Raw genomic sequence first — 16,508 nt, 5'->3', positions numbered from 1 at the left:
TCCGGGCCGCCCTGGCCTTCGGATGCTCGAATGTTAGCCTTCACATTTCTCGCAGCGCTAGATTGTGAGCGATAACATTCCGGTAACACGGCGGGCGGGCAGGGCTACACCTGCGCGGGCGCCAGGCGGCCCGGTCCAGGCGATGTGAGCATTCACATCCCGGCGCACCGACCTGCCGAGCGGAGATTCTCGCCGACACACCGCCCCCCGGCATCCGTTCCCCCGCGTGTCGCCCCGGATCTCCGCCGCAACCGCCCGCGCGTAACCGCGCCGGGGGCCGGACCGCCCGCTCGATAGGATGGAGGCCATGTCGAAGGTCCTTCAGTCCCTGCCCATCGGCGAGCGCGTCGGCATCGCCTTCTCGGGGGGTCTCGACACCTCCGTCGCGGTCGCGTGGATGCGTGACAAGGGCGCCGTCCCCTGCACCTACACCGGCGACCTCGGCCAGTACGACGAAGACGACATCGCCTCGATCCCCGGCCGCGCGCTGCAGTACGGCGCGGAGGTCTCTCGCCTGGTCGACTGCAAGCCGATGATGGTCGAAGAGGGGCTGGTTGCGCTGCAGTGCGGCGCGTTCCACATCCGCTCGGGCGGTCGCACCTACTTCAACACGACACCCATCGGCCGCGCCGTCACCGGCACCCTGCTGGTGCGCGCCATGAAGGACGACGGCGTCGACATCTGGGGCGATGGCTCCACCTACAAGGGCAACGACATCGAGCGGTTCTACCGCTACGGCCTGCTCGCCAACCCGTCGCTGCGCATCTACAAGCCGTGGCTCGATGCCGACTTCGTCACCGAACTGGGTGGCCGCCAGGAGATGAGCGAATGGCTCGTCGCGCACGGGTTCCCGTACCGCGACTCGGCTGAGAAGGCCTACTCCACCGACGCGAACATCTGGGGCGCGACCCACGAGGCGAAGACCCTCGAGCACCTCGACGTGTCGCTCGAGACGGTCGAACCGATCATGGGTGTGCGCTTCTGGGACCCGTCGGTCGAGATCGCGACCGAAGACGTCTCGGTGACGTTCGAGGGCGGACGCCCCGTCGCGATCAACGGCGTCGAGTACGCAGATGCCGTCGAACTCGTCAAGGCCGCGAACGAGATCGGCGGTCGCCACGGCCTCGGCATGAGCGACCAGATCGAAAACCGCATCATCGAGGCGAAGTCGCGCGGCATCTACGAGGCCCCCGGCATGGCGCTGCTGTTCATCGCCTACGAGCGCCTCGTCAACGGCATCCTCAACGAAGACACCCTCGCGACCTACCACGAGCAGGGCCGGCGTCTGGGCCGCCTCATGTACGAGGGCCGCTGGCTGGAGCCGCAGTCGCTCATGCTGCGCGAGTCGATCCAGCGCTGGGTGGGTTCCGCGATCAGCGGCACCGTCACGCTGCGCCTGCGCCGCGGCGAGGACTACACGATCCTCGACACGACCAGCCCGAACCTGTCGTACGCGGCCGAGAAGCTGTCGATGGAGCGCGTCGGCGACGCCGCCTTCGGCCCGATCGACCGCATCGGCCAGCTCACGATGCGCAACCTCGACATCGCCGACTCGCGCGCCCGCATGGAGCACTACGCGAGCCTGGGCCTGATCGGCGGAGCGACGGCAGAACTGATCGGCGAGCTGCAGGCAGGCGGCGCCGCCGAGATCACCGAGCACGCCGCTCCCTACGACGCCGACCGCGAGGACCTCGCCGAGGCCGTCGACGCCGCCGGCGAATCGGCATCCTTCGACTTCGGCGCAGACTGACCCGTGTGATGGCCCTGCGCGTCGAGATTCCGACGCCACACCCGATCACGGACACCCCGTTCGAGATGGGTCACCCGGCTGGCACCCCGAACGGCATCCGCATCAAAAGCCGGCAACTCGAGCGGGACGGCCGGCCGTGGATGCCGAGATCTCGTGGATCGGTGACGTGCTGCGCGTGTACGTCGGTGACGAGCTCATCGCCGACCAGCCGGCTGACCGTCTGCTGAACATCACCGCAAGAACTTGCACATGAGTGTGCAAGTTCTTAGCATGGTTGCCGTGACCACGACCGCATCGACGCGGCGCCCCCGAAAGGATGCCGCGTCGAATCGCGCAGAGATCCTCGACGCGGCCGCCGCCACCATCGCCCACAACCCGCACGCCCCGATCGACGCGATCGCGCGTGCCGCGGGGCTGAGTCGCCGGGCACTGTACGGACACTTCGAAGACCGTGACGCGCTCCTGCGCGCCGTCATCCGCACCGGCGCGGAACGCTACAACGCGGTTGCGGCCGACATCGGCGACGACGATCCGGCGCCGGTCACCCTCGCGCGACTGGCCCTGGCGCTGTGGTCCAACGCTGCGCACATGCAGTGGGCTGCGACGATCGCGCTCGACGACAGCCATGTGGCCGATACGGCGGACGCGCTGGTGCCGGTGCGGCGCAGGGTGCTCGAAATCGTCGCCCGCGGGAGGGCGGAGAACTCGCTGCGTTCCGATCTGCCGGCAGTCACCGTCGCACGGCTGGTCGAAGAGACCGCCCGAACCGTCATCACCAGACTCGATCCCGCCAGCCCCGACGCCTCGACGATCGCCGTGCGCGCCGTCTTGGGCATCGCCGGGCTCGACTGGCGGACAGCCGACAACGTGCTGCGCGACGCGATGGCGGCGACCCGCGTACCGCAGGAGCCCGTCGCGTGAGGAACAGCATGCGGGTGTTCCGTCGCGATGTGAAGCGGCTGCTGCGCGTCCCGAAGAGCTTCATCATCGTGGTGGGGATCATCGTCACGCCCGCCCTCTACGCCTGGTTCAACATCAACGCGTTCTGGGACCCGTACGAGAACACCGCCCACATCGCGGTCGCCGTGGTGAACCTCGACGAGGGCGCCACCAGCGATCTCACCGGTCCGGTTGACGTCGGCGCGCGGGTGGTGGGCCAGCTCGAAGACAACGACCAGCTGGGCTGGACCTTCATGGATGAAGCCGAGGCCGCCGCTGCGCTGCGCAGCGGCGACGTCTACGCCTCGATGCAGATTCCCGCCGACTTCAGCGCAGATCTGCTCAGCGTGACAAGCGGGACGTTCGCGCAACCGGCGCTCGTGTACTCGGTCAACGAGAAGCTGGGTGCGATCTCACCGAAGATCACTGACGTGGGCGCCTCCACGCTCGACGAGCAGATCACGAGCGCGTTCACGGAGCAGGTCGCCGAGGCGGCGACGAAAGCGCTGCGCGACGCCGGCGTCGACGTCGCGTCGGATCTGACGGGTGCGCGCGACGACTCGATCGCCGCGTTCGAGCAGGCGTCGCAGACGCTCGGCGATGCGCGGGAGAAGCTCGAGCGGGTGCAGTCGGGCATCGACGACTCCCGCGGGTCGCTGGCCGACACCGCCGCCACGCTTCGCGGCGTCGACACGACGCTCGGCGACGTGCAGACGGCGATCGCGCAAGCGCAGTCCATCATCGCTGACGCGCAACAGCAGGTGGTCGATTTCACCGATGCGGCCACCACCGCCTACGTGGACGGTGCCACCGCGCTGGCCGATGCCACCTCGGGTGCGAACGTGGCCATCACCGAGCTGACCCAGACCCTCGACGAGGCCGGCGCTCGCGTCGACGGCGCGATCACGAGCGTGACTGCGGTCGCCGAGGCCAACGGCGCCGCCATCCAGCGACTGCAGGACCTCGTCGACACCGCCGGGTTCGACGAGGCCACGACCCAGCGACTGACCGATGCGATCGGCGTACTGCAGGAACGCAACGCCACCGACCAGCAGCTGCTGTCGGATCTGCAGACGCTGAACACCGACGTGGGGTCGACTGTCGATGCGATCCAAGCCGCGAGTGATTCGCTGGCGGATGCGACCTCGAACGCGCAGTCCGCTGCCGGAGCGATCCGTGGCGCGATGACCGAGTCGGTCCCCGCGCTGAACCAGGCGATGTCGACGCTGTCGACCAGCGCGGGTGCATTCTCTGCGGCGATCGACGCACAGCGCGGCCAGCTGTCCCAGGCCCGCACATTGCTGGGTCAGTTGGACACCCAACTGGTGAGCACGGGCGCGTCGCTGGAGAGCCTCGACGCCAATCTCGCGGCCGCCCAGGACGGGCTGGACACCGCGCAGACCGATGTCGCGGCGCTGGGCACCGCGTCAGTGTGGAACAACCTGGCCACCGTCACCGGACTCGACCCGGCAGCGATCGCCGCGTTCATCGCTTCGCCGGTGTCGGTCGACGAGCAGGTCGTCTACCCGGTCGACACCTACGGCTCCGCAATGGCGGCGCTGTTCACCAACCTGTCATTGTGGATCGGTGCGTTCGTGCTGACAGTGATCTTCAAGATCGAGGTCGACACCGAAGAGGTCGAAGACATCACCGTCGGGCAGGCCTACGTCGGCAGATTCCTGCTGTTCGCCTGCCTGGCCACCGCCCAGGCGCTGCTGGTGTGCATCGGCAACCTCGTCATCGGCATCCAGACGGTGAACCCGGTCGCCTATGTCGCAACCGGTGTGTTCACCGGGCTCACCTACCTGAGCATCATCTACGCGCTGTGCGCGGCGTTCGGGCACGTGGGCCGCGGTCTTGCGATCCTGCTGGTGATCATGCAGATCCCGGGCGCCTCGGGCCTGTATCCCATTGAGCTCATGCCGGCGTTCTTCCGAGCGATCTACCCGCTGCTGCCGTTCACCTACGGCATCGACGCGATGCGCGAGACCATCGGTGGGTTCTACGACGGCCATTACTGGCGGTTCATGGGTGTGCTGGCGCTGTTCATCGTGCTGGCGTTCGTGGTGGGCATGGTGCTGCGACGTCGCTTGGCGCACCTGAACCGCATGTTCAACCGTCGGATCGCGCAGACCGATCTGCTGATCGGCGAGAACGTGCAGGTCGTCGGCAGCGACTACCGCCTCACCGACGTCATGCATGCGCTGTCGAACCGGCGCGAGTACCGCGACGACCTGGCGCGCCGTTCCGCGGCGTTCGCCGCTCGTTACCGCCCGCTGGTGCGGCTGACGCTGCTCGCGGGGCTTGCCGGACTGATCGCACTCGGTGTGGTGGCGTGGGCGATCCCCGGCGCCAAGCCAGTGCTGCTGGGCATCTGGGTGCTGTGGATCCTGCTGGTGATCGCGTTCCTGGTCACCCTCGAGTATGTGCGCGACAGCTTCGAGTCGGCCCGCCTGGTCGACCGGCTCGACGACGATGCGTTGCGTGACGCGGTGGTCGTCGAGGCATCCCACGGTCGCCTGCATGTCGAGCACACCGATCCGCCCACCAAGCTGCTCGAAACGCAGGAGGGGACCCAGGCATGAGCGACATCCTTCGGCTGTTGCGCCGCGACCTGCGCCAGGCGACCTCGAACACGATGGCCATCATCGTCATGTTCGGCCTCGTGGTGATCCCGTCGCTGTTCACGTGGTTCAACGTGATGGCCAGCTGGGACCCGTTCTCGAACACCGGCGACCTCAAGGTGGCTGTGGCCAGCGCTGACACCGGCTACGAGAGCGACCTGGTGCCGCTGCGTGTGAACATCGGCGAGCAGGTGCTGTCGGCGTTGCGCGCGAACGAGCAGCTCGACTGGCAGATCACCAGCGAAGCCGATGCGATCGACGGCACCGAGTCGGGCGAGTACTACGCGGCGATCGTGCTGCCGCCCTCGTTCAGCACCGACATGATGACGTTCTATTCGGACGGGTCGGATCCGACCACGATCACCTACTACAGCAACGAGAAGAAGAACGCGCTGGCACCCAAGATCACCGGCCAGGGCGCCGAGGGGGTTTCGGCGCAGATCACGGAGGTGTTCACGCAGACCCTCGGCGATATCGCGTTCGGCGTCATCGACGAGCTGTCCGACTACCTCACCGACGACCAGACGCAGGCTGCGCTCACCCGCCTTGAGGCGCGCGTCGGGTCGGTTGCCGCCCAGTTGGATGCCGGGGCGCAGACCGCGGACATGTTCGCGGCCCTGGCGGGTGCCGGCGTCCCGCTGATCCAAAGCGGTCAGGCACTCATCTCGGCATCCGGTGCGTCGCTGTCCGATGCGGCCGGCGCCGTCGGGTCGGGTCGGGCAGCGGTCGACGGGCTGCAGCAGACGCTGTCCACGGCCACCTCGTCGCTCTCGCACGCCCTGGATTCGACGGCGGCCGGGTACGACGCGGTGAGTACGCGGGTGGATGAGCTGTTCGCCGATGCCGGTGAACTCACCGACGCCCGCGTCGCCACCGTGCGCACCCTCGCCGATTCGGTGCAGCAGCAGGTCGACCGCTACACCGCCGTGCGCGACGGATTGGTGACGAATGTGGGGCCGCAGGTGCCGGATGCTGCGCAGTCCGCGTTCGACGAGGTGATCGCGCGAATCAACGAGGCCATCGATCGGCAGCAGAACGTGCACGACCGTTTGGTGGCCGCGGCCGACGACGCCGCGGCAGGCGGCGACACCGCCCAGCAGCGCCACAAGGCGCTCACGGCATCCCTCGGAGCGGCGCGCGACGCGATCGCGGATGCGCGATCGGCGTACACCGACGAGCTCCGCCCCCAGCTGGACGCGCTGTCGACCACGCTCGACACGATCGACGCCGACGTCGCCGCCGTGCGCGGCGACCTAGCCTCGGCCGCGAGCCGTCTCGCCGCCGACGGTTCGGTCACCGCCGCGCTCACCGGTGCCCAGTCTGCTGCAGCCGAGGTCTCGACGACCCTGCACGAGGGCGCCGACCGGTTGCGCAAGCTCGAAGACGCCATCGCTGAAGCCGCGGACACGGGTGACCTGACCGCGCTGAGCAAGATCATCGGCGCCGATCCGAGCACGCTGGCGGCCTCGCTGGCCGAGCCGGTGCGTGTCGACCGCGTGCCGGTGTATCCCGTGGCCTCGTTCGGTGTCGCGATGGCACCCCTGTACACGATCCTTGCGTTGTTCGTCGGTGCGTTGCTGATGACCGTCGCAATCCGGGTCGACGTGCACGAGGGCACACTGCCCGGCACCGAGCTGACACCGACGCAGAAGTATCTGGGCCGCTACGGATTGTTCGCCCTGACCGGGCTTGCACAGAGCACGCTGCTCGCGATCGGGCTCATCGCGTTCATCCAAATCGACCCGGTGCATCCGTGGCTCCTGCTGCTCGCCGCCTGGGCGACCTCGCTGGTGTTCACCCTCATCACCTATACCGCGGTCGTCGCGTTCGGCAATGCCGGTAAGGCGTTGTGCGTGCTGCTGCTGGTGATCCAGATCAGCGGATCCGGTGGAGCCTACCCGCTCGACCTGCTGCCGCAGTGGTTCCAGAACATCTCGCCGTTCCTGCCCGCAACGCATGCCATCGATGCGCTGCGGTCGGCGATCGCCGGCATGTACGGGGCCGATTTCTGGCAGGCGCTCGGGATGCTGGCGCTGTTCGCGGTCCCGCTGCTGCTGCTCGGCCTGGTGCTGCGCCGTCCGCTCATCCGGTTCAACCGCAAGCTGATCGAGGCCCTCGAGTCGACCAAGCTGATGTGAACCCGTCAGCGCACGGGATACGATGCGACGACGGACTCATCACGGTCACAGGTGCTGAGACCGCGTCGCGGGATGCCTGATACCGCGTTGCTGGAACATTTGGGGAGCTTCACCGACGATGCCCGACACGACACCCGTGCGCCCGCGTCGCTCGCTGCGCCGCCGCATCGCGATCGTGCTCTTCTCGATCGTGGCCGCCGTCACCGTCATCGCGCTCATCGCCGCGGGCGTCGTGGTCTGGACGATTCAGCGCTCGTTCCCGCAATTGTCCGGCACGGTCTCCGCCGCAGGACTCGACGCGCAGGTCGCCGTGCACCGCGACGCGCAGGGCGCCGCGACGATCGTCGCCGAGACGACCGACGACCTGTTCTTCAGCCAGGGGTACGTGCACGCGCAGGACCGCTTCTGGGAGATGGACTTCCGCCGGCACGTCACGAGCGGCCGCCTCTCGGAGCTGTTCGGCGAATCGCAACTCGGCACCGACTCGTTCTTGCGCACCCTCGGATGGCGGCAGATCGCCGAGCAGGAGGTCGAAGCGCTCGACGAGACGACGCGCACGTACTACGACGCGTACGCCGAGGGCGTCAACGCCTACCTCGAGTCGCGCTCGGGTGCGGAACTCTCCCTCGAATACGCGGTGCTCGGCCTGCAGAACCCCGACTACGAACCCGAACCGTGGACCCCCGCCGACTCCGTCGCGTGGCTGAAGGCGATGGCCTGGGACCTTCGCAGCAACGTCGAGGACGAGACCGAACGCGCGCTCCTCGCCCAGACCCTGTCGCCCGAACTGATCGCCGACCTCTACCCCGACTACCCCTTCGACACGAACCCCGTCATCGTACCGACGATCACGGAGGTGGATGCCGCCCCCGCGTCGACCTCGGCATCCGACGCGGACACCGACACCGTGCCCGCGATCTCGTGGACCGAGGTCGGCGACGTCGTCGAGGCGGCGAGCGCACTCGTCGGCGGTGCGGGCGAGGGCATCGGCTCGAACTCGTGGGTCGTCTCGGGCGAGCTGACCGAGACGGGCATGCCGTTGCTGGCCAACGACCCGCACCTCGGTGCCGCCCTGCCGAGCGTGTGGCACCAGATCGGCCTGCGCTGCGAGACGACCTCGGCTGAGTGCCCGTTCGACGTGGCCGGGTTCGGCTTCTCGGGTGTGCCGGGCGTCATCATCGGCCACAACGCCCAGATCGCGTGGGGGTTCACGAATCTCACGACCGACGTCACCGACCTCTACCTCGAGAAGGTGTCGGGCGACGAGTACTGGCGCGACGGCGAACTCGTGCCGCTCGATGTGCGCACCGAGACGCTCGTGGTCGCAGGCGGTGACGACGTCGAACTCGAGATCCGCTCGACCGTGCACGGCCCGATCGTGTCGGGACTGACCGACGGGTTCACCGAGATCGCCGCCGATCCCCGAACCGGCTCGACCGCCGAGACGACCGCACCGAACGACGAGCTCGACGGCGAGTACGCCGTGAGCCTGCGATGGACGGCGCTCGAGCCGGGCACGACCGCACAGGCGATCTTCGCGCTGAACACCGCAACCGACTTCGACGGGTTCCGTGCAGCGGCCGAGCTGTTCGACGTGCCCGCGCAGAACCTCATCTACGCCGACGTCGAGGGCAACATCGGGTACCAGACCCCCGGCCGGCTGCCGATCCGCGGGGCAGGCGACGGGTCCATGCCCGCACCCGGCTGGGACTCTGACTACGACTGGACCGGCTTCATCCCCTTCGACGAGCTGCCGGTCGTGCTCAACCCGGAGTCGAGCTACATCGTCACCGCGAACAACGCGATCGTCGGCCACGACTACCCGTACTTCCTCACGAACGACTGGGACTACGGGTACCGCGCGGCCCGCATCACCGACCTGCTCGCCCGCACGTCGTCGGTGCGACCGCTGACGGCCGACGACATGACCCAGATCCAGGCTGATCAGGAGTTCTGGATGGGCAAGCGGCTCGCCGCCGCCTACGCCGACGTGCAGGTCGACGACCCCGACGCCCAGGCGGCGATCGACGCACTGCAGACGTGGGATGCGCAGAACCGCCCCGAGTCCTCTCCCGCCGCGTTCGCGAACGTGCTGTGGGACGAACTCGTCCTGAACCTCTTCACCCGCGGCGAGGTGACCGCACCGGCCTCGAGCCAGAGCCGCATGTTCACCGTCGTCGGCGCGCTGCTCGACAACCCGGCATCCGCGTGGTGGATCAACGACCGCATCGGCGTGAACGGGCGCGACGAGATGCTCGCGCAGTCCGCCCTCGACGCCTACGACCGCATCGTCGAACTGCAGGGCGAGGACCCCAACCACTGGAACTGGGGCTCGCTGCACGCCCTCGACCTGCGCAGCGACACCTTCGGCTCGAGCGGCATCGCACCGATCGAGATGCTCTTCAACCGCGGCCCCTACCCGGTCGGCGGCGGCGCGAGCGTCGTGGATGCCAACGGCTGGGTGCTCGGCGAGTCGTTCCGCACGGTCACGGTGCCGTCGATGCGCATGACGATCGACCTCAGCGACCTCGACGCCTCCCGCTGGAACCACCTGACCGGCAACAGCGGCCACGCGTTCCACCCGAACTACACCGACCAGACCGAGGCGTGGCAGCAGGGCGTGCAGACCCCCTGGCCGTTCACGCCCGACGCCGTCGAGGCCGCCGCCACCGACACCCTCGTCCTCACGCCCTGACCGACGCCACCACTCCGGTCACCGGATTCGGATATTGCACGCAGATTCGGATGCCGCAGTCCCTGGCATCCGAATCTGTGATCAGTATCCGAATCTGTGACACCCCGCGCCGCGCGCGAGAGCGCTCAGCCGCCGGCGGCAGGCGGGGTTCGACGCGACTCGTCGAGCTCGTCGACGAAGAGCGAGCGCTCATCGATCGTGCCGTTGCGGTAGGCCTGGCGGCCGACCATGTGCGCTGACAGCGGTGCGGTCGCCATCTGGATCAGCACAACCGGCACGAGAAACGCGACGACGGGCCATGACCGCAGCGACAGCGCCACGGCGATGCAAATGAGCAGCAGACCCAGCACCTGGGGTTTGGTCGCCGCATGCAGGCGCGAGGGCACGTCGCGGAATCGCAGCAGGCCGATCGCGGCCGTGAGACACAGCAGTGCGCCGATGAGGATCAGCACGAGGGCGACGATGTCGAGGATCTCGTTCATGAGCCCTCCCTATCGCGTCGGGCCACGAAACGGGCGATAGAGATCGAGCCGAACACGCCGACGGCCGCGACGATCAGCAGCAGCGGCAGGGTGCGGGTGTGGTGGTTGATGGCCATCTCGGCCCCCAGCACGCACATGACCAGGGTCAGCAGCACGTCAGAGGCCACGGCGCGGTCGAGGATCGACGGGCCGACGATGATGCGCCACACTGTCAGCAGCGCCGCCGCCCCGAAGGCGACGTACGACGCGATCAGCAGCCAGGTCATGCCTTGCCTCCCTGCACGGCGGCCTCCACCTGCGCCACCTGCGCTCGCGAACCGACGGCGCGCACGATGCGCTCCTCCCAGTGCTGCACGTGCCGCTTCTGCGCCGCGACGTCGTCGGCGCCGCGCACCCCGATCACGTGCAGGTACAGCACGCGCCGGTCGCGGTCGGAATCGACGATCAGCGAGCCCGGAACGAGGGATGCCGTGACCGCGACGTGCGTCATGATCAGGTCGTCGTCGGTGCGCAGCTGCACGCCGATGATGGCGGTGCCGGGCTGTCCCGGCGTGAGCGCCTGCCACGCGACGAGCAGCGATCCGCGCACGAGCGCGACGAGGAACTCGAGGAAGAACACGAGGCCCCACCACAGGTTCACCCGCCCCGACAGTTCGACCGGCGGCAGGCGGAAGATGCGGGTTACGAAAATCGCGACGGCGAGCCCCGTGACGAACGCGAGCACCGTGAACTGGCCCCACAGCAGCATCCACAGTGCGATCAGCCAGATGAAGAACGGCAGCTGTCGCCAGATCGTCTCCAGCGCGGTGCGCGAACGCGAGGGCGCCGGGGTCATTGCCGGTCCCCTTCCAGTTCGGACAGGCTCGTGGGCTGCATGAGCGCTTCGCCGATGCTGTCGCAGAGACGGTACAGCGGTCCGGCGAACACGGTGAGGGCGATCGTGACGGCGACCATTCCCGCGGTCGCGGCCGTCATGATGCGTGGAATGACCCGCCGCTCTGTCTGCGTGGATGCCGCCGGTGCCGCGCCCAGGTAGGCGTTGCGGTCGGCGACCTCAGCCTCTTCGCCGTGTTCTTCGTCCTCACGCCAGAACGACAGGTTCCAGGCGCGCATGAGTGCGTAGAGGGTGAGCAGCGACGTCACGATGCCGCCGACGATCAGCACGTACATGAGCGGGTCGCCCTCGCGGGCTGCGGCGTCGAAGAGCGCGAATTTGCCGATGAACCCCGAGAACGGCGGCAGGCCGCCCAGGTTGATCGCGGGGATGAAGTACAGCACGGCGATGACCGGCGCGGCGCGCATGAGGCCCTTGACCTTGAGGATCGATGTCGACCCGGCGCGACGCTCGAGCAGCCCGACCGCGAGGAACAGCGTCGTCTGCACGACGATGTGGTGGACCATGTAGTAGATCGTCGCGCCGAGCGACGCGGCGGTGGCCACCGCGAGCCCGAACACCATGTAGCCGATGTGGCTGACGAGCGTGAACGACAGGATGCGTTTGAGCTCAGCCTGCGCGACGGCGCCGAGCACGCCGACGACCATCGTCGCGAGCGCCACGACCAGCAGCAGCACGTTGAGGTCGCTGTCGCGGAAGATCTCGGTCTCGGTGCGGATCATGGCGTACACGCCGACCTTGGTCAGCAACCCGGCGAACACTGCGGTGACCGGAGCGGGCGCGGTCGGGTACGAGTCGGGCAGCCAGAACGACAGCGGGAAGACGGCGGCCTTGATGGCGAACGCGAGCAGCAGCATGAGGTGCAGCACGAGCTGCACTTCGGGCGAGAGCTCCGTCATCCGCTCTGCCAGCTGCACCATGTTGACGGTGCCGAGCGCTCCGTAGATCGCGGCGATGGCCGACAGGAACAGGATCGACGAGACCAGCGAGACGACGATGTAGACGGCGCCGGTGCGGATGCGGGACTCCGTCGAACCGAGCGTGATGAGCACGTACGAGGCGACCAGCAGGATTTCGAACCCGACGTACAGGTTGAACAGGTCACCCGCGATGAACGCGTTGAAGATGCCCGCCGACAGGATCAGGTACGACGGGTGGAAGATCGTGACGGGCGTGTCGTCGTCGCCGTCGGCCGCACCCTGGCCGACCGAGAACAGCAGAACGGCGAGCAACACGATGCTCGAGACGACGACGAGCAGCGCGGCCAGCCGATCGACGTAGAGCACGATGCCGAACGGAATCGGCCAGCCGCCCACCGACACCGCGATCGAGTCGCCGGTCGTGTCGACCGTGTAGAGCAGCACACCCGCGATCGCACACACGAGCGTGAGCGTCACAATCGAGACACCCACCTGCACCTTGGGCCGGCGACCGAAGATGAGCGCGACGGCGGCGCCCATCAACGGCAGGGCGACCAGCAGGGGCACGAGGGCACTCATCGGGCGTCCTCCGGTGATGACGTGGATGACGGGGAGTCGGTGGGGGCGTCGTCGCGGATGCCGTCGAAATCACGGTGCTGCAGCACCGTGATGGGCGCGGTCTCGGTGCCGATGAAATCGGTCGTGGCGTCGTCGTCTTCGTCGGTGATCGAGTCGTCCATCGCGCCCCCGTCGTCGGCCGCCCGCTCACGGATCTCGAGGTCGGCCTCGTCGTCGGCGACGGTGTCGGCCTGACCGAGCTGCCAGGAGCGATAGATCAGCGCGAGCAAGAACGCCGAGACGGCGAAGGTGATGACGATGGCGGTCAGCGTCAGCGCCTGCGGCAGCGGGTCGCTCATCTCCGACGGATCACCCGCACCGTAAAACGGCGCGATGCCGGGCTGGCCCATGACGATCAGCAGGAAGAGGTTCGCGGCGTTGCCGAGCAGGAGGAACCCGATGAGCACACGGGTGAGGCTGCGCTCGAGCATCGCGTAGACACCGGCGGCGAACAGCACGCCCATGATGATGATCAGCACGAGAGACACGTTCATGACGCGCGCCCCCGTCCCTGCAGCTCTTGCGCCTGCCGGTCGACCTCGGCGCCGAGGGAGCGCAGCACGTCGAGCACGAGGCCGACGACGACGAGGTAGACGCCGATGTCGAACAGCGTCGAGGTGACGAACTCGATGTGTCCGATCACGGGGATCTCCGCCTCCCAGAACGTGCTGCGCAGCGGCTCCTGCCCGAACACGATCGGCACGATCGCGCACGCGACGGCGATCGCCATGCCTGCGCCCAGCAGTCGTCCGGCATCCGTGGGTGCCGCCGCACCCAACTCGTACCGGCCGCCCGCGACGTAGCGCATCACGAGCGCCATCCCGGCGACCAGGCCGCCGGCGAAGCCGCCGCCGGGCAGGTTGTGCCCCGCGAACAGCAGGTAGATCGACACGACGATGATCGTGTGGAACAGGACGCGAACGATCACCTCGAGGATGATCGAACGGTTCTCGGGCCGCACCCGCTGCCCGCCCACAAGCCACGCGAGCCGGCTGCCGGTGTTCTCGGCGCTGCGCGGGCGCGGACCCTGATCGGTCTCCAGCAGCGGACGGCGCGTGCGGGTGGCACCGGTGGGCAGCGACGACGCGCGCGAGAGCAGGTCGGAGCGGTGCGTCACGAACACGAGCGACGCGACACCGGTCGCGGCGAGGATCAGCACCGACAGTTCGCCCATCGTGTCCCAGCCGCGCAGGTCGACGAGGGCGACGTTCACGGTGTTCTTGCCGTGCCCGCCGTCGTAGGCGAGTTCGGTCCAGGTCGTCGAGATGGGTTCGGCGACGCGTGCGCCGGTGGCGACGAGCGCGACCCCTGCCATCGTCGCCCCCACCGCGACGGCGAGCACGGCGCGGGCGACCGGCCACACCGAGGCGTTGTGCTCACCCATGCGCGACGGAATGCGCCGCAGCACGAGCGCGAACGCGACGAGGGTGACGGTCTCGACGAGGATCTGCGTGAGCGCCAGGTCGGGGGCGCCGCTCGTGGCGAACAGCATCACCATGCCGAGACCCGTCACCGACACGAGCACGACGCCGGTGTAGCGCTTGCCGGCCCGCACCGCGAAGAACCCGGCGAGGATCATGATGGGCGCGACGAAGATCTGCATCGGCGTCTGCCACGCGTCGAGCTCCATGCGCCACGGCGCGCCGGCGAGCAGCGCCGTGCCCTCGGCGGCGACCAGCACGACGAAGATCGTGCCGACGTACACCGGCAGCGAACCGCGCTGCGTGAGCGAGGTGGTCTCGACCGCGACGCGGGCGATGCCGCGCAGGGTCGCGTTGTAGGCGTCGGCGGCGGTGAACGGCAGCACCCGCTTGTGCCACCCGGTCACCTGCACGAGCCAGAAGACGAGGGCGCCCATCGCGATCGACCCGATCGACAGGAACAGCGCCGGCTCGAGCCCGTGCCACAGCGCCAGGTGGTACGGGTGCTCGTCGATCGTGCGGGTCGAGACGGTGTCTGCGTAGCCGGCGAGCGCCGTGTCGAGCAGGGGTGCGACCAGACCGCTCAGCAGGCTGAGGCCGGCGAGCACGATCGGCGCGGCCAGAAAGCCGACCGGCGGATCGGGCCACTCGGTGCGCTGCAGCGGCGCGGCCTGCGCGTCTTTCTTCGTCCAGAACGCGCCCCACACGAACCGCAGCCCGTAGGCGGCGGTGAGGGCTGAGCCGAGCAGCATCCCCACGAGCGCCACGATCGCCCACGGCTCACCCGACGCGTCGAGAAAGCCGGTGATCGCGGCTTCTTTCGCGACGAAGCCGAGTGTGGGTGCGACGCCCGCCATCGAGGCGATCGCGATGATCGAGAACACGGCGAGGGTCGGGGCCTGCTTGCCGACGCCCGACAACTCGCGGATGTCGCGGGTCGACAGCTGACGGTCGATCACACCGACGACGAGGAACAGCGCCGACTTGAACAGTGCGTGCCCGAGCAACAGCGCGAGCCCGGCGAGCGCTGCGGTGCGGCTGCCGTAGCCGAGCACGACCGTCAGCATGCCGAGCTGGCTGACGGTGCCGAAGGCGAGGATGCGTTTGAGGTCGGTCTCGCGCAGCGCCTGCACGCCGCCGAGCAGCATCGTGAAGACCCCGAGCGCGATGACGATGGGCCGCCACGGCTCGATCGCCCAGAACGCCGGTGCGAACCGCGCGATGAGGTAGATGCCCGCCTTCACCATCGCCGCGGCGTGCAGGTAGGCGCTCACGGGGGTGGGCGCCGTCATGGCGCCCGGTAGCCAGAAGTGGAACGGGAAGATCGCCGACTTGCTGAGAGCGCCGACCAGCAGCAGCACGACCGCCACGGCGATCAGCGGTGGGGTGGATTCGGCCGAGCGGCTTGTCCACAGCTCAAGGATCTCGGTGATGCTCGACGTGCCGAACTGCACGACGATGATCACCACGCCGACCAACATGACGAGCCCGCCGAGGGTCGTCACGAGCAGCGCCTGCAACGCGGCACGACGGCTCGCGCCACGCTGGTGATAGAAGCCGATGAGCAGGTACGACAGGATGCTGGTGACCTCCCACAGCATCACCAGCACGACGAGGTCATCGGTGAGCACCAGCCCGTACATGGCGCCCGCGAAGGCGAGCAGCACGGCGCTGAACTGCCCGACGCCGTCCTTCTTGCCCGCGAAGTACCAGGTGCAGTAGATCATCACGAGCGCGCCGACGCCCGTGACGATCAGGGCCATGATCCAGCCGAGCGTGTCCATGCGCATCGACAGGTCGATGTCGAGGTTCGGAATCCACGCGTACGTCTCGAACGGCACGTCGCCGGCGAGCACGCGCGGCCCCTGCAGCGCGGCGTGCACGAACGTCGCGGTCGGCAGCACTGCTGCGACGAGGAAGGCCCTGGGACCGATGCGACCTACCAGCCACGGCATCACCACGGGGGCGATCGCGAACGCGGCGAGCAGGATCAGCAACCTGGCCTCCTCAAGCTCGCGGGGGTCGG

11 protein-coding genes are annotated in these 16,508 nt (G+C 68.4%); 5 read left to right on the top strand and 6 right to left on the bottom strand.

Annotation, left to right across the window (positions count from 1 at the left end):
- Positions 1–307: 307 nt before the first annotated feature.
- The 5 genes from argG to ACSF8R_RS11325 all read left to right on the top strand — a co-directional run bounded on the left by argG (position 308) and on the right by ACSF8R_RS11325 (position 10,146).
- Positions 308–1,750: an argininosuccinate synthase gene (argG, locus tag ACSF8R_RS11345; RefSeq protein WP_434811984.1), complete on the top strand. Its 1,443-nt coding sequence runs from the start codon at positions 308–310 to the stop codon at positions 1,748–1,750.
- Positions 1,751–2,029: 279 nt separating this feature from the next.
- Positions 2,030–2,671 carry a TetR/AcrR family transcriptional regulator gene (locus tag ACSF8R_RS11340; protein WP_434811983.1) on the top strand — a complete coding sequence of 214 codons (642 nt, stop codon included), beginning with the start codon at positions 2,030–2,032 and terminating at the stop codon, positions 2,669–2,671.
- Positions 2,668–5,274 (top strand): YhgE/Pip family protein, encoded by a 2,607-nt coding sequence (locus ACSF8R_RS11335; RefSeq protein ID WP_434811982.1) that lies wholly within the window; start codon positions 2,668–2,670, stop codon positions 5,272–5,274. The genes ACSF8R_RS11340 and ACSF8R_RS11335 overlap by 4 nt, the downstream gene beginning before the upstream one ends.
- A complete protein-coding gene (locus ACSF8R_RS11330) occupies positions 5,271–7,451 on the top strand; it encodes a YhgE/Pip domain-containing protein (RefSeq protein ID WP_434811981.1) in 2,181 nt (726 codons plus the stop codon). Before ACSF8R_RS11335 ends, ACSF8R_RS11330 begins: the two co-directional genes overlap by 4 nt.
- A 118-nt stretch (positions 7,452–7,569) precedes the next feature.
- A complete protein-coding gene (locus tag ACSF8R_RS11325; protein ID WP_434811980.1) occupies positions 7,570–10,146 on the top strand; it encodes a penicillin acylase family protein in 2,577 nt (858 codons plus the stop codon).
- A 125-nt stretch (positions 10,147–10,271) separates the two neighbouring features.
- Here the strand turns inward: ACSF8R_RS11325 and mnhG are convergent, their stop codons facing one another.
- From mnhG to ACSF8R_RS11295, 6 genes are read right to left on the bottom strand one after another with little or no spacing between them, the layout of a single operon-like run.
- Positions 10,272–10,628, bottom strand: a complete 357-nt coding sequence (gene mnhG / locus ACSF8R_RS11320; protein WP_434811979.1) for a monovalent cation/H(+) antiporter subunit G — start codon at positions 10,626–10,628, stop codon at positions 10,272–10,274.
- Complete coding sequence (locus tag ACSF8R_RS11315) at positions 10,625–10,894, bottom strand: monovalent cation/H+ antiporter complex subunit F (protein WP_434811978.1); 270 nt, start codon at positions 10,892–10,894, stop codon at positions 10,625–10,627. Before ACSF8R_RS11315 ends, mnhG begins: the two co-directional genes overlap by 4 nt.
- Entirely contained in the window at positions 10,891–11,463 is a 573-nt protein-coding gene (locus ACSF8R_RS11310; RefSeq protein WP_434811977.1) for a Na+/H+ antiporter subunit E, read from the bottom strand. The genes ACSF8R_RS11315 and ACSF8R_RS11310 overlap by 4 nt, the downstream gene beginning before the upstream one ends.
- The gene (locus tag ACSF8R_RS11305; RefSeq protein WP_434811976.1) at positions 11,460–13,022 is read right to left on the bottom strand and encodes a Na+/H+ antiporter subunit D; all 1,563 of its coding nucleotides are present in this window, start codon (positions 13,020–13,022) and stop codon (positions 11,460–11,462) included. Before ACSF8R_RS11305 ends, ACSF8R_RS11310 begins: the two co-directional genes overlap by 4 nt.
- Positions 13,019–13,555: a Na(+)/H(+) antiporter subunit C gene (locus ACSF8R_RS11300; RefSeq protein ID WP_434811975.1), complete on the bottom strand. Its 537-nt coding sequence runs from the start codon at positions 13,553–13,555 to the stop codon at positions 13,019–13,021. The genes ACSF8R_RS11305 and ACSF8R_RS11300 overlap by 4 nt, the downstream gene beginning before the upstream one ends.
- Positions 13,552–16,479: a Na+/H+ antiporter subunit A gene (locus ACSF8R_RS11295; RefSeq protein ID WP_434811974.1), complete on the bottom strand. Its 2,928-nt coding sequence runs from the start codon at positions 16,477–16,479 to the stop codon at positions 13,552–13,554. The genes ACSF8R_RS11300 and ACSF8R_RS11295 overlap by 4 nt, the downstream gene beginning before the upstream one ends.
- Between the last annotated feature and the right edge of the window lie 29 nt (positions 16,480–16,508).

This window comes from Microbacterium sp. bgisy189, assembly GCF_965345345.1.
In the GTDB taxonomy this organism is placed as follows: domain Bacteria; phylum Actinomycetota; class Actinomycetes; order Actinomycetales; family Microbacteriaceae; genus Microbacterium.
The sequence above is the reverse complement of the archived record's forward strand: the minus strand, read 5'-3'. Positions and strand labels throughout refer to the sequence as shown.